General features: G+C 74.1%; 9 protein-coding genes. 1 reads left to right on the forward strand and 8 read right to left on the reverse strand.

Annotation, left to right across the window (positions count from 1 at the left end):
• The first annotated feature begins 1 nt into the window (after position 1).
• Positions 2–526, forward strand: coding sequence for a hypothetical protein (locus IAG44_RS27955; RefSeq protein ID WP_425508534.1), 525 nt, complete (start codon positions 2–4; stop codon positions 524–526).
• A gap of 26 nt (positions 527–552) precedes the next feature.
• Here IAG44_RS27955 and IAG44_RS27960 read toward each other — a convergent pair whose 3' ends face one another.
• The 8 genes from IAG44_RS27960 to IAG44_RS27995 all read right to left on the reverse strand — a co-directional run bounded on the left by IAG44_RS27960 (position 553) and on the right by IAG44_RS27995 (position 13,282).
• A complete protein-coding gene (locus IAG44_RS27960) occupies positions 553–1,824 on the reverse strand; it encodes a GAF domain-containing sensor histidine kinase (protein WP_187749833.1) in 1,272 nt (423 codons plus the stop codon).
• Positions 1,825–1,829: 5 nt separating this feature from the next.
• Positions 1,830–2,867: a rod shape-determining protein gene (locus IAG44_RS27965; protein ID WP_187749834.1), complete on the reverse strand. Its 1,038-nt coding sequence runs from the start codon at positions 2,865–2,867 to the stop codon at positions 1,830–1,832.
• A gap of 176 nt (positions 2,868–3,043) precedes the next feature.
• Complete coding sequence (locus IAG44_RS27970) at positions 3,044–7,090, reverse strand: SAV_2336 N-terminal domain-related protein (protein ID WP_187749835.1); 4,047 nt, start codon at positions 7,088–7,090, stop codon at positions 3,044–3,046.
• The gene (locus tag IAG44_RS27975) at positions 7,080–8,090 is read right to left on the reverse strand and encodes an AAA family ATPase (protein ID WP_187749836.1); all 1,011 of its coding nucleotides are present in this window, start codon (positions 8,088–8,090) and stop codon (positions 7,080–7,082) included. The genes IAG44_RS27970 and IAG44_RS27975 overlap by 11 nt, the downstream gene beginning before the upstream one ends.
• A gap of 32 nt (positions 8,091–8,122) precedes the next feature.
• Positions 8,123–9,838: a VMAP-C domain-containing protein gene (locus tag IAG44_RS27980; RefSeq protein ID WP_187752888.1), complete on the reverse strand. Its 1,716-nt coding sequence runs from the start codon at positions 9,836–9,838 to the stop codon at positions 8,123–8,125.
• Between the two features lie 20 nt (positions 9,839–9,858).
• Positions 9,859–10,191, reverse strand: a complete 333-nt coding sequence (locus IAG44_RS27985; RefSeq protein ID WP_187752889.1) for a CU044_2847 family protein — start codon at positions 10,189–10,191, stop codon at positions 9,859–9,861.
• Positions 10,192–10,304: 113 nt separating this feature from the next.
• A complete protein-coding gene (locus IAG44_RS27990) occupies positions 10,305–11,843 on the reverse strand; it encodes a carboxyl transferase domain-containing protein (protein WP_187749837.1) in 1,539 nt (512 codons plus the stop codon).
• Positions 11,840–13,282 (reverse strand): acyl-CoA synthetase, encoded by a 1,443-nt coding sequence (locus tag IAG44_RS27995; protein WP_187749838.1) that lies wholly within the window; start codon positions 13,280–13,282, stop codon positions 11,840–11,842. The genes IAG44_RS27990 and IAG44_RS27995 overlap by 4 nt, the downstream gene beginning before the upstream one ends.
• Positions 13,283–13,356 lie beyond the last annotated feature (74 nt).

Here is a 13,356-nt window from a genome sequence, read left to right on the forward strand (position 1 = left end):
GATGAGCGTCGGTCTCGCAACAGCTGTGTCCTGCCTGCCCGTTGTCACGATTCCGGCCGCGCTGTCCACTGCCTGTGCGGTTCTGCGGGGTGCGGGTGAGGATCGTCCGGCGACCGCGGGCCGCTACTTCGCGCTGCTGCGACGGCGGTTGCGGGCGGGGGACTTGCTCGCGGGCTGTGTTGCTGTTGCCGGGGTGCTGTTGTTTCTGGCCGACCTTGCGTTGGCGCGGGCCGGGTTGCCTGGGGGTGCGGGGTTTGCCGCGTTGGCGGGGGTGATCGGGTGTGGTGCGTTGTTGGTCGCGTTGCGGGCTTGTGCTCGTCCGGAGTCGGTGACCGACTGGACTGCCGCGCTGCGTAGGGCGGTTGGGGACGCGGGGCGGGATCTCGGGGGGAGTGCGCTGATCCTTCTCGCGGTGGTCACGGCCGGCTTGTGTGCGTGGATGCTGTTGCCGCTGGCGTTTCTCGCGCCGGGGCCGCTGGCGCTCGCGCTCACCGCGATCGACGTTCGAACTCCTCGTTCTGTGTAGTTCTGTGTAGTTCTGTGTAAGGGGGTTCACTCCGCCGGGGCCTCCCACACCACCGTCGAGTCCACGACCAGCCTCGTCCCGTGGCGTCCGTCGGCGATCACCTCGATGTCCGCACGCGTCCGCCCGTCCAGGGCCTTTCGCAGAGCGGCTAGGAGGGTGGGGGCGAGATGGTCGGGGATCAGGGCGTCGACCGGGCCCGTGAAGCGTACGGACGGCTGGGTGCCGAGGGTCGCGGCGGCCTCCCGCAGGAGGCGGGCTCGCAGGCCCGAGGGGGGTTCTGCGGGGGGTTGTTGGAGGTCGAAGATGGCGGTGCGGATCTGTTGGACGGTGGCCTCCAGCTCGGCCACGGCGGTGTCGATCGCCTGCCGGGCACGGGCGTCGCCGGAGGGGGTGTTGGGTGCCTCGGAGGCTTCCCCGGCCCCGCCCGCCCTGCGGCCCGTCGCCTGGAGCATCATCCCCGTCGCGAACAGGCGTTGGATCACCAGGTCGTGGAGGTCGCGGGCGATGCGGTCGCGGTCCTCGTACACGGCGAGGCGGGCGCGGCGGTGGCGGGCGTCGGCGAGGAGGAGGGTGACGGCGGCCTGGGAGGCGAACTGGACGGCGAGGTGTTTCTCCGTGTCGGTGTAGGGGCGGCCTTCGCGGCGGCGAGGGAGCGCGAGGGTGCCGATGAGGCGGCCGTCGGCCTGGAGCGGCAGCATCATGCTGGGCCCGAAGCGGTGCCGGACGTGTGTGGTCATCCGGGGGTCGGTCGCCGAGTCGTCGATGAACACCGGTTCACCGCCGAGGAGTTGGGCGAGGACGGCGCTGCCGGGCCGGATCGTCGCGCCGACGATGTCACCGGGGTCGTCGTGCGTGGAGGCGGCCACGATCTCCATGCCGCCCTCGGGGGTCGGCTGGAGGACGACTCCGGCGGCGGCGTCGGCGAGGAGGCGGGCGCGGTCGGCGACGGTCATCAGGGGGTCGGCCGAACTCCCCTCGCCCAGCAGGGCGTTGGTGACGGCGGCGGCGCCCTCGATCCAGCGTTCACGCTGCCGCGCGGCCTCGTGGAGCCGGGCACCGGCGAGTGCCCGCGCCGCGCGGGCGGCGAGGACGTCGAGGGCGGGGGAGGGCCGGCCGCCGGCGAGATGCAGACGGCCGTACCCCTCGACGGGGACGTGCAGCACGGGCGCGTCGCAGCGCCCGGTCTCCACAACGGCGTATCTGGCCCCGGTGAGTTCGGCCGCCGCGTCCACGATGTGCCGTACCGTCGCGGTGAGTTCGGGGTCGGTGCCGATGGCGAGGAGGGCGTCGAGCCGCACGTGCGTCAGGCGCCCAGGGGGGCCAACTCCATGGGCTGGATGCGGCCTTCGAGCATCATGCCGAGCCCCTGTGCCGCGCAGATGTCGGGCCGGTCGGCGATGTGCACCGGCATGCCGGTGGCCTCGCGGAGCATCTGGTCGAAGCCTGGCAGCAGCGCCGAACCGCCGACCATCATGATCCCCCGGTCGGCGAGGTCGGCCACCAGGTCGGGCGGGCAGTTGCGCAACACCCGTCCGATGCCGTCGAGTACGGCGGTCAGCGGTGTCTCGATCGCGTCCCGGACGGCGGCCGTGTCCACCTGGACGCACCGCGCGAGCCCGGTCGCGACGTCCCGCCCGTGGATCTCGGTGGACGAAGGCCCGTGCGGGGAGAGGCCGTTGCCGGACAGGGCGAGCTGAAGCGGGCGCACCGACTGGCTCGGCAGGATCAACTCGTGCTGGTGGCGCAGGTGTTGGACGATCGCGTGGTCGACTGCCACACCCCCGACGGGAATCCGCTCGGCGGTGACGATCGCGCCGAGGGAGAGCACGGCGACCTGCGTGGCGGCGGCCCCGCACACCATGATCATGGTCGCCTCGGGCCGCTCCACCGGCAGCCCGCACCCGATCGCGGCGGCGGTCAGCGTGTCCACCAGCTCCACCCGCCGCGCCCCGAGCCCCACCAGCGTCTCGATCGTCGCGCGCTGCGCCAGCGGGTCGGCGTCGTGCGGGGTGCAGGCGGCGGCCCGCAGACGCGGCTTGTAGCGCAGCTGGCGGCGGATCTTGTCCCCGAGGAGGTGGCGCAGCATCCGCTGGGCCATCTCGATGTCGACGACCGTCCCGCCCGACACCGGCCGCACCACCCGGATGTAGTCGGGGGTGCGCCCGGTCATCTTCTCGGCGAACTCACCGACCGCGATCAGCGCGCCGGTGCGGGTGTTCACGGCGGCGGCCGACGGCTGGTCGACGACGAGCCCGGCCCCCTTCACGTACACCCGCGTCCTCGCCGCGCCCAGGTCGACGGCGAAGTGACAGCGGCGCAACTGCTCCAAGCTGGCGGTCATGGACAGGTCCTCCCGAGAGCACGACCGTGGGACCGCCGGTCGGCGGCCTCCTTCGCATCGTGCGGGCGCGCGAGAGGGGGCGCGCGGTGGGATGGGCCGGGCAGGGAGCGGCCGAATGGATGATTTGTGGCGAATTGATCGAAGTAAGGTTCGTCTAAAAGTCGTACGGGTCTCCCTTAAGGGTTGCCCAGGGCCCGCGCCGCCTCCAGCACCGGCGCCAGCGACCGCACCACCACCTCGCCCCCCGCCTCCCGCAGCCCCTGCTCCACCGTCCGGTTGCGCGCCAGCCCGATGAAGGGCAGCCCGGCGCGCTGCGCGGCGGTCAGTTCGGCGACCGTCGACCCGAGGAACACGGCGTGCCCGCCCGCGTCGCCGAGCGCCCGCCGGATGCCGTCCGGGTCCGGCATCAGCGTCGCCGGATCGTCCGCCCGCCCGTGAATCCCGGCCAGCGGCAGCCGGTACGGCGCCACGTACCGGCGCACCGCCTCCGCGCAGCAGTCCGTCACCACCGACACCCGCCGCCCCGCCGCGTGCAGGGTCCTGACCAGCGCGACCGCGTTGTGCGTCGTCGGCGCGTCCGGCACGGCGGCCAGCTCCAGCTCGTCGAGCCGCGCGCGCAGCAGCGGGCCGAGCGGGTCCCGGGCGAACGCGCGCAGCACGTCCAGCGGGTGGACGACCGCCTCGTGGGCCTGCGCCGTCCCGAACGGCCGGCCCGACAGGGCGTCGCGCGGATCCCGGTGCTCGGTGGCCACCGCCAGCAGCGCGAGCGCCGCCTCGCGCGCCTGCGCCGCCGAGAACAGCCGGGTGACGGGGCCGTCGAAACCGATCAGCACCGTCGGCGCGCCGAGCAGCGCCGTCAGACCGGGCGCGCCCTGCCGCGCGGCCGGCTGCTGTGCGGACGGCACTATCCGCACCTCACAGCTCACCTGCACCCCCGGCACCGGCCACGCCCGCAGCTCCTTCGCCAGCGCCCGCTGCGCGCCCTGCGGACGGTTGTGCGAGTGATGGCGGGTGACCTCCGGCGCCCTCCGGGTGACGTAGGCGAACAACTCGTCGGCCACGCGCGGGACTTCGGCGCGCACGAACGTCACCGGGTCCGTCACCCGCCAGGTCAGGTGCACGGCCCCCGCGAACCGCGCCTTGCCCGAACTCGGCAGGCTCAGCTCCCGGGTTGTGCTCTGCGGAGTGAGGTCCACCTCGTAGTACGTCGCCCGGCTCGGCCGCCGACTCCCGTACGGGCGTGCCGGGTTGAGGAGTGTGAGGGGTGCGTCGGGGAGGGTGTGGACGATCGCGGCGCGGCCCGGCGCCGGGACGTGCAGCTCGTGCAGGTCCCGGATCAGGTACGGGCCCTTCACCAGGTCCCGTTCGTCGTCCTCGGGGCGCGGCGCCGGGAGCGGGCAGTACCAGGCCAGCGGCGGGGAGTCGGGGGCGTCGCCGTACAGGGGGCGGAAGCGGTGGGGGCCGAAGGCGGCGGAGCTGTCGATGAAGGACTCGTAGAGCGCGGGCGGGACGGTCACGGTCACCTGCGCGGGGGTGGCCGGGGGAGCGGGGGCGTCGTCGAACGCGACCTGGAGCCGGGGCGGTTCGGGGAGCGTGGCGAGCGGGCCGGGCAGCCAGCGGACGGCCGCCGCGAGGAGCGGGACGAGATAGGTGTCCGGGGAGATCTCGACGCGGTAGCCCCTAGGGAGGACATGCGTCTCGTACTGCGCGGGAGTGAGGCCGCCCCGGGAAAGGACCTCGTCGACCGCGTACTCAAGAGTGATACGGGACTCGGGGGTGAGGGGGGTGAGCGTTTCGAAGCGGACGGACTGGGTGAGCTGGATCTCCGCGTCCGGGGCGAACAGGGCGTATCCGTCGGTGACTTGGGCGATCGAACTGGGCCCGAGGTAGCCGACGACCAGTTCGGCCACCAACTCCCGGACACGCCCCGGGGATTGACGCCGTTCGGGCAGGACGCCCGCCAGCTCCTCGTACGTCACCCGGCGACCCCGGTGGGACAGCAGCTTCTCCAGCAGCGCCCTCACCTCGGGGGCGTGGATGTGCCGGGAGACCGACCCGCGCGTGACCCGCACCGGCGACGTCATCCGGATCTGGAGCCGATCGGACGTCCGCGCCTCACGCAAGGCCGCCTCCGTCCGCCTCGGATGCCGCTCCCTGAACTCCCGCACGTCCGGCGAACGGTTCGTCAACTCCTCAGCGAGGCGGTGGAATTCGACGGCGTCCCCCGCCGCGCTCCGGCCCACCGCCTCCTGCCCCAGCGCGAACCGGCTGATGAGCACGGTGCCGTCCGGACGTAGCAACAGCCCGTTGCCGCCCGCCTGTCCACGCACGAGACCGGCCGCGTGCAGGGCGTCGAGCCCCGCGCGGACGTCGGCCACGAGCGCCGCGTACACCGCGAGCGACACCCCGGGACCGCTGCCCAGCATCAGCTCGGACAGCGTCACCCCCTCCACGAACTCCGCGACCAGATAAGGCGTTTGACCCTCCGCACCGTGATCCAGCACCCGCGCCACATGGGGACTGTCGACCCCGGCGAGCGCTCGCGCGTCCTCCGCGAACCGCTCCAGGTGCCCCGGCTGCGGCGGATACAGGTGGACGGCGACCCGCTCCCCGGTCCGCGTGTCCACCGCCTCCCGCACCCGCTGACCAGGTCCTCGCTGCCCCAGCACCCGGTACCGTCCGCCGAGCGGCGCGCTCTCGGCCGTCCCCCCGAGCCGGTCGACCGTCTCCCCGCGCACGGTCGCGAACGCCTCCCCGTCCTCCTCCCCGCTCCCGCCGCGCGCCCGGAACGCCCCCGGCGTGAACCCGGCCCGCTCGTCGATCAACTCGCCGATCTCCGCGAGGAATTCACGTGTACGGCCGCGCACGGTCCGGGGCAGCGTCCGCTGCAACAGTTCGCGGACGCCGGGCCGGAACGCGTACGACCCGGCGGGCCCGTCGACGGCCGTGAGCATGCCACTGAGGATCACCTCGGCGAGGTGCTGCGGCCGGGGCTCCTCCTGCACCGCGTGCTGCACGAGCCGCATCACCGGCACCGAGGGTGCCGCGAGCGACAGGTGTCCGGCCAGCGCGAACGCCTCCGGTGAGGCGGTGGCCTCGAACCGCAGCACGATCTCACGGGCCGTCAACTCGCCGATGGGTGTGGCCTCTTCGGCGGCCTCGGGTGACGGCGGCAGCCAGGCCGCCGCTCCGGGGATCCGCCCGCCTCCCGGATCCGTCAGCAGCGCCGCCCAGTTGGCGAGCCAGGGCGCGCCCGGCTCCACAACCATCAGGGGAACAGCGCCGGTTGGCTCGCTGACGTCGGGGTCGTACGGGGTGAAGGTGAGGGAGGCGGCCGGGGCCGCGACCGTCGGGGCGACGAACAGGCCCGGCTCGGCGGGCAGCGCGGTCGACGGCCACAGGTGCTCGGGCAGCGGCTGCACGACGGCCAGCGGGGCGTGCGACGCCCAGCGGCGCAGGGTGCGGAACCAGCGTTCACCGTCCGGGCCGGGGCGCCACTGCGGGCCCATGCAGTCGCTGAGGACGAGGATCGCGGTGCGCCCGTCGGCGGGCGCGGTGACCCCGTGGGCGTGACCGTCGGGGGTGAGGGCGTGCAGGGAGACCGTGCGGAAGATGCCCGACTGGGCGAGGGTGGTGTGCAACTCCCGTACCAGGGGCCGCCATACGGGCATCGTGGGGCCCGTGTCGTGCACGAGGCACAGCCGCAGCCACCGCTCGCGCGCCGGCCGCAGCACCGGCAGCCACACCTCCGGGTCCGCGCCGAGCCGGGCGATGCGGTCGACGGTCGCGGCCTCGTCGAGCAGCCGCGCGTGCGGCGCGGGAACCGTCCGCTTCAGCGGGCGCAGCGCGCGTTGCAGGGCGAGCGGGCGGGGCAGCATCGGCGGGACGGGGACGCGAAGTGGCTTGCCGGAGGCGGCCGTTCGGGTCTCGGTGCGGTCCTGGGCGGGCAGGTGCAGGGGGACGCGCGGCGGGTCGGGCACGGGCGGGAGCCGCACCTCCGGGTCCGACTGCGCGGGCCAGGGCGCGACGGGGTCCCGCGGCTCGGACGGCGGCCGCGGCTCCGGCTCCGGCTGCGGGTCCGGGTCGTGCGCGGGGACGTCGTCGCTCAACTGCCGGGCGAGCCACAGCACTTCGGCCAGCTCACGCGGGGTCGGACCGTCCGTGCCCTCGGCGGCGGCGTCCAGCAGGGCGGCCAGCCGCGCGAGGGGGCCCTCAGAGTCCATCCGCGTCCGCCACCGCGTCGAGATAGGGCATCAGCCGCTCCGCCAGCTCGCTCCGGTCGGCCGCGTCGAGACCCGTGACGCCCGTCAGATAAAGGGCGTTGAGGAGCTGGTCCGTCGCCAGGTCGCCGTTCGCGGCACGCTCCAGGAACCGGTCGATCAGCGGCTGGGCCTCGGCGGGCGGGGTGTCGAGGTGCGCGCGGACGATCTCGGTGAGCTGCTCCCGGTCGGGGCGGCGCAGCCTCAGCCGGACACAGCGCCGCAGGAACGCGGGCGGGAACTCGCGTTCACCGTTGCTGGTCAGCACCACGAACGGGAAGGCACGGCAACGCACTTGGCCCCGCCTGATCTCCACCGGCGTCTCGGAGCCGTCCGCGAGCACCCGCACCGTCGGGCCGTCGTCCACCGACTCCCTTGCCGCGCGCAGGAGTTCGGGGATCTCGTACTGGCCCTCCTCCAGCACGTTCAGCAGGTCGTTCGGCAAGTCCAGGTCGCTCTTGTCGAGTTCGTCGACCAGCAGGACGCGCGGCAGCTCGTACGGCAACAGGGCCGTACCCAGCGGGCCCAGGCGCAGATGGTCCTCGACGCCGTCGTGCGCGCCGTCCTTGCGGGCCGCGTACAGCCGCGACAGCGGGTCGTACCGGTACAGGCCGTCGGCGAGGCTGCTGCGGCTGGTGATGTTCCAGCGCAGCACCGGACCGAGCCCCAACTCCCGTGCCACCGCGTACGCGAGGGACGACTTGCCGGTCCCGGGCGGGCCGGTGACCAGCAGTGGACGGCGCAGGATCAGGGCCGCGTTGACCAGTTCGACGCTCTCCGGGGTGGCGACGTACGTACGGGCGCGGTGGACCCGGTCGGGGGAGACGGCCGTCTCGTCGTCGGTGTCGCGCGGCGCGGGCAGCACCGGGGAGCCGTCGAACGCGCGCCAGGGCGGCGGCGCGGGCAACTCCCCGATACCGGCGTGGGGTTGGTTCGAGCCGGTGTAGACGGACCAGTGGGGCATGCGAGTCGTGCTCTTCTCGTGTGTCGGATCGGTCAGGCCACCGGCGAGTGGCTGTGGGCCGCGGGCAGGTCGGTGAACAGGCGGGGGTCGTCCCACAGGAGCTGGATGCCCCGCGCCCAGTGTTCCTCCTCGGCCGCCGCCTCCTCACGCAATTCCATGATGTGGCGCGGGAGTTCGGCGGGCCGCACCCCGGCCACCCGCTCGTCCAAATGGTCCAGGAACGTCTTCCCCGTGCACCCCGCCCCGCCCGCGCACTCCTCGCGCACACCGCTGTCGCAGCCCTCCCGGGACCAGACGACGATCGGCGCGGGCGCGGTGAGCGTGACGTCGAAGTGCGGGCGGGTGCGCGGCGCGGCCGGGGCGGTGGAGAACCCCGCCAGACACGCGTCAGGCTTCCGCAGCCGCAGCCTCAACTTCCCCGGCTCCTCCGGGTTTCCGCACTCCACGCGGTGCACCGGCGAGCCCGCCGCACCGTCCAGGCGGCGGCTCCACGCGCGGGTCAGGACGTGCCGGGTGCTGTTCCTGCGGCGCGTGTGATCGGTGACCACCAGCGGGTACGAACACCCCAGCGGCGTCTCGTCGTCGGGGCCGATCGGCCACCGATCCACCGGCAGATCCAGCCAGTTGCGGGGCAGCGCGAACGCGATCAGCTCGTCCGCGCCCGGCGTCAGGAACGAGAACGCCGCCTCGATCTGCTGCTGCACGTACGCGGGCAGCCTGTCCCTCGGCACGGTGTCCGAACCGATCTGGTGGCGCCGCCCGCCCCCGTACGCCGACACCTCCACCCGCACCCGGTCGTCCCCGGCGCCGCTGTGGTGCAGGTCGACCAGGATCGGCGCCCACTCGGGTGGCGCGTCGGCCGGCGCGGCGGGCCGCACGGGCGCCGCCAGCAGCGCCTCCAGCCGCTCCGCGAACCCCGCGACCGTCGCCGCCGCCTCCTCGCCCTCCAGCTCCGACAGCACGAACAGCGCCGCCGACCGCAGCGAGTCGAAACCGCCCGCCGGCGGCCGGGGGTCCAGCGGATCGCGCACGGCGTTGTAGAGCTGCGTCGGATCGCACGCCAGCCCCGCCGCCTCGGCCCGCTCCACCAGCCGGTACAGCCGGGTGCGGTCCGCCGGACGGTGGCCCGGCACCGGGATCAGACCGTCGAGGCCGGGCCAGTACCGCTTCATCACCTCGGTCGGCATCATCCGCCCGTTGAACACCCCGCGCCCACCGGCCGCCGCCGTGACCATCCCGACGACCTCACCCGTGTCGTCCAGCATGACGGCCGCCCCGCTGAACCCCGGCGCGAGCGGCTGCCCGCCCTGCTGCCACGCCTCCAGCTGAATCCACTCGTCACTGATCAACTGCCGTGACGTGACCCGGTACTCGGCGAGCGTGCCCTCGTCGAAACCTGCGGGGAACCCGTAGACGACCAGCTTCCGCGGACCCCCGTCCGCCGCCTTCCCGTGCGCCGCGCCCGGCGGGGCCAGCACCGCGGGAGTGACCGGGACGTCACTCTCGAGTCGTAGTACGGCGACGTCCCCCAGATCGTGCGCCGCCTGCCCCCGCCAGCCGCCGTGTGCCAGAAGTCGTACGGGTACGGGGTCGGTGCCGGGGCGCTCGGTGAACGACACCGCCAGCCCCTCCACCCGGCCGTCCAGGACGTGCGCGCAGGTCACGACCGTGTCGGGGGTCACCAGGAAACCGGCGCCCAGGACCCGGCCGTCCGCCTCGACCCGGGCGTGCCACGCGGCGCTGCTCATCTCCTGCCGCTCACTTCCGCTCATCGGGCCGGGGTGTCGGACGGCGACGACCCCCAGGTCAGCTTCACCACCAGATGGCCCTCGCTGGTGCCCTTGGCGATGATCGCGCCGGCCTCCGCCGACAGCTTCACCCCGAACTCGATCTCCACGCCGTCCGGCTTCAGCGCGCCCTCGCGGAACACCCGCAGCGCCGACTGCGCGGCCGTCCGCACGCCGTCCAGCGCGGCCTCGAACGTCCTCGCCGCCTGCACGCCGCCGTCCCGCGACACCAGCCGCGAACCGGACCGCTCCTCGACGGCCTCGACGGCGACCACGGCGCCGTCCTCCGTCTTGAACTCCACGAGTCCTTCCATGGCGCCCCCGTCATACGTCTCGCCGTGCACTCCCATTGTCACGTACGGTACTTGAGGTTGTCCCGCGCTCTCATGTGATCCTCTTGTGAACGCTTCCCGGCCCTCACGGGCCGTCAGAACACCTGTTCCCCCGACCTGATCACGCCCAGCTCGGCCAAGTCCTGCGGCCTGATCCGGAGTTGGTCGGCCGTCGCCTCGACGTCCGCCGCCGGGCGCTTCAGGATGGCGGCGGCCAACTCCGGGGCGATGACGGAGAAGTAGCTGTCCGGCGTCGCCCAGGTCCGGCCGGGGGCGGCCAGCGCGAGCGCCCCGCCGGAGCCGCCCTCGCCGATGACGAGCGTCGTGATCGGGGTGCTCGCCTCGGCGACGGCCCCGAACAGCTCGGCGATCGCCGCGCCGGCGCCCTCCCGTTCGGCCGCCGCGTCGTTGGCGGCGCCGGGGGTGTCCACCAGGGTCAGCACCGGGACGCGCAGCCGCTCGGCCAGCCTGATCAGGCGAACGGCCGTCCGGTATCCGGCGGGCCTCGTCGCCGCGCCCGTCTGCGCCGCGAACGCGACCGTGCGGCCGTCCGCGCGCAGCCCGAAGCCGCAGACGATGCCCTCGGGGTCGACGCCGCCGCAGCGGTCGCCGCTGATGTGCGCCCGGGTGGTGAAGTAGGCGTCCAAGTAGGCGTGGGCGCGGGGGTGTTGGGGGGAGCGGGCGCGCTGGACCGCGTCCCAGCCGGAGCGGGGGAGGTCGGTCGCGCCGAGGGGGGTGGGGACGGGGGCGGGGGTGATGGGGGGTGGGGAGGAGGTGGCGGAGAGCGGGGCCGGCGGCTGATCGGGGCTGGGGGAGGGGGAGTTGAGGGAGGGGGAGTTGAGGGAGGGGGAGTTGGGAGACTGCGCGGGGTCGGCCGGGGGCCGGGTGGGCTCGGCCGGACGGGGGCTTGGCGACCTGGCGGGCTCGGTCGGGCGCGGGGTCAGTGACCTGGCGGGCTCGATCGGGCGTGGGGTGAGCAGGCGCAGCCACAGGCCCAGCGTCTCCCGCAGCTTCTCCGGTGGGACGATCGCGTCGGCCGCGCCCGCCGCGACCTGGGCCTCCGCCGTGTACGCGGACGGGTCGGCGTCCGGGGGGCGGACTCGGGAGCCGGCGAAGCCCACTTGGGCGCCGGGGAGAGCGAGGACGACGTCCGCGCCCGCGCCCAGGGTGGCCCAGCCGCCGCCGGTCGTCGGGTCGCGCAGCACCGAGATCTGAGGCAGGCCCGCCGCCCGGGTCAACGCCGACTCCCGGGCCACGCGCTGGAGTTGGGTGAGCGCGAGCATGCCCTCCTGCATGCGGCTGCCGCCCGTGGCGACGAGCGGCACGACCGGGAGGCGGTGCGCGCGGGCGTGCCGGTAGGCCGATTCGAGGCGGTCCCCGGTGCGTTCACCGAGGGAGCCGCCGAGGAAACCGAACTCGAAGGCGATCAGGACGACTTGGGTGCCCTCGACATCGGCGGTGCCGCACACCGCGGACTCGCTCTCGCCGGTCCGCTCGGCGGCACGCACGCGCGAGGCGTCGTACCCCGCCCAGCCGAGCGGCCCGTCGGGCGCCGACTCCTCGACAGGCGGCGGGAGTTCGGTGAACGAGTCGGTGACGAGGGCGATGATCTCGCGGGCGGAGACGCGGGTCACGAGGTCAGCGCCCGCTTCATGACCTTGCCCATGTCGTTGCGGGGCAGCGCGTCGAGGTAGTGGACGACCCGGGGCCGCTTGTGCGGGGCCAGCCTGGACGCCACATGGTCGGCCAACTCGGCCGCCGACGGCCGGTGTTCGGCGTCGCTCGGCACGATCCACGCGACGATCCGCTCACCGAGGTCCGCGTCCGGCTCCCCGGTCACGGCCGCCTCCCGCACCCCCGGATGCTCCAGCAGCGCGTTCTCGATCTCGCCCGCCCCGATCTTGTAACCCCCACTCTTGATGAGGTCGGTGGCCTTGCGGCCGACGATCCTGACGTAGCCGTCCGGGTCGCGCACCGCCATGTCCCCGGTGCGGAACCAGCCGTCGGCGGTGAAGGCGGCGGCCGTCGCGTCCGGGCGGTTCAGGTACTCGGTGAACAGGTTGGCGCCGCGCACCTGGATCTCGCCGACGCTCTCCCCGTCGAACTCCTCGATGGCCCCGCCGTCCTCCTCGACGAGCCTCAACTCCACGCCGGGCAACGGGAGTCCGACGGTCCCGGCGCGGGCCTCGCCGTCCACGCGGACGCTCGTGTTCATCAGCGTCTCCGTCATGCCGTACCGCTCGACGACCCGGCGCCCGGTGGCCGCCGCGATCCGCTCGTGGTCGTGCACGGGCAGCGCCGCCGAACCGCTCACCAACAGGCGCGCGTTGGTCAGCGCCTTCGCCAACTCCGGCTCGTCCGGCAGGGATTCGGCGATGCGGTGGTACATCGTCGGCACCCCGAACAGCATCGTCGCCCCGCCGTTCAGCTCCCGCGCGACGCCCTCGGTGGAGAAGCGGCCCAGGTGGCGGACGCTGCCGCCGCGCCGCAGCGGGCCCAGCGTGCCGAGGACCAGGCCGTGCACGTGGAACAGGGGCAGGCCGTGCACCAGCACGTCCGCGCCGGTCCACTGCCAGGCATCGGCCAGCGCGTCCAGGGTGTGCGCGAGCGCACGCCGGGGCAGGACCGCGCCCTTCGGCGGGCCCGTCGTGCCCGACGTGTAGACCACGAGGGCGGGGGAGCCAGGGCCGAAGGTGTCGGCGGGGAGCGTGCCGGTCGCGCGGACGTCGACCTCGACGCGCTCGAACTGCGCCAGAGCCTCCGGGAGTTGGGTGCCCGGCGCGGTCAGCACCAGGTCGGGGGCGCTGTCCGACAGGATGTGCCGCAACTCCTTGTCACCCGACTTCGGGTTCAGCGGCACGGCGGTGGCGCCCGACAGCAGCACCCCCACGACCGCCACGGCGGTCTCCAGCTCCGGCGTCGCCCACACCGCGACCCGGCGCCCCGACGCCAGCCGCCGCGCCACGGCCCCGGCCGCTCCGGCGAGCTGCGCGTACGTCAGGGAATGTGGGCCGAAGGCGAGGGCCGGCCGGTCGGACGGCTTGTCGGTCAGGGCGGGGAAGAGAGGGGACACGCGTCGTACTCCTTAGCTGTTCGGCGTTCTGCATTCGGCGTGTGGGTATTACGGGTACTACCGGCGTCGAGAAC

Source organism: Streptomyces roseirectus (assembly GCF_014489635.1).
Lineage (GTDB): Bacteria > Actinomycetota > Actinomycetes > Streptomycetales > Streptomycetaceae > Streptomyces > Streptomyces roseirectus.

Excerpts from the sequence above, each read along its gene's own strand:
- IAG44_RS27955 (WP_425508534.1), top strand. The coding sequence starts at position 2 with ATGAGCGTCGGTCTCGCAACAGCTGTGTCCTGCCTGCCCGTTGTCACG.
- IAG44_RS27965 (WP_187749834.1), bottom strand. The coding sequence starts at position 2,867 with ATGACCGCCAGCTTGGAGCAGTTGCGCCGCTGTCACTTCGCCGTCGAC.
- IAG44_RS27970 (WP_187749835.1), bottom strand. The coding sequence starts at position 7,090 with ATGGACTCTGAGGGCCCCCTCGCGCGGCTGGCCGCCCTGCTGGACGCC.
- IAG44_RS27975 (WP_187749836.1), bottom strand. The coding sequence starts at position 8,090 with ATGCCCCACTGGTCCGTCTACACCGGCTCGAACCAACCCCACGCCGGT.
- IAG44_RS27980 (WP_187752888.1), bottom strand. The coding sequence starts at position 9,838 with ATGAGCAGCGCCGCGTGGCACGCCCGGGTCGAGGCGGACGGCCGGGTC.
- IAG44_RS27985 (WP_187752889.1), bottom strand. The coding sequence starts at position 10,191 with ATGGAAGGACTCGTGGAGTTCAAGACGGAGGACGGCGCCGTGGTCGCC.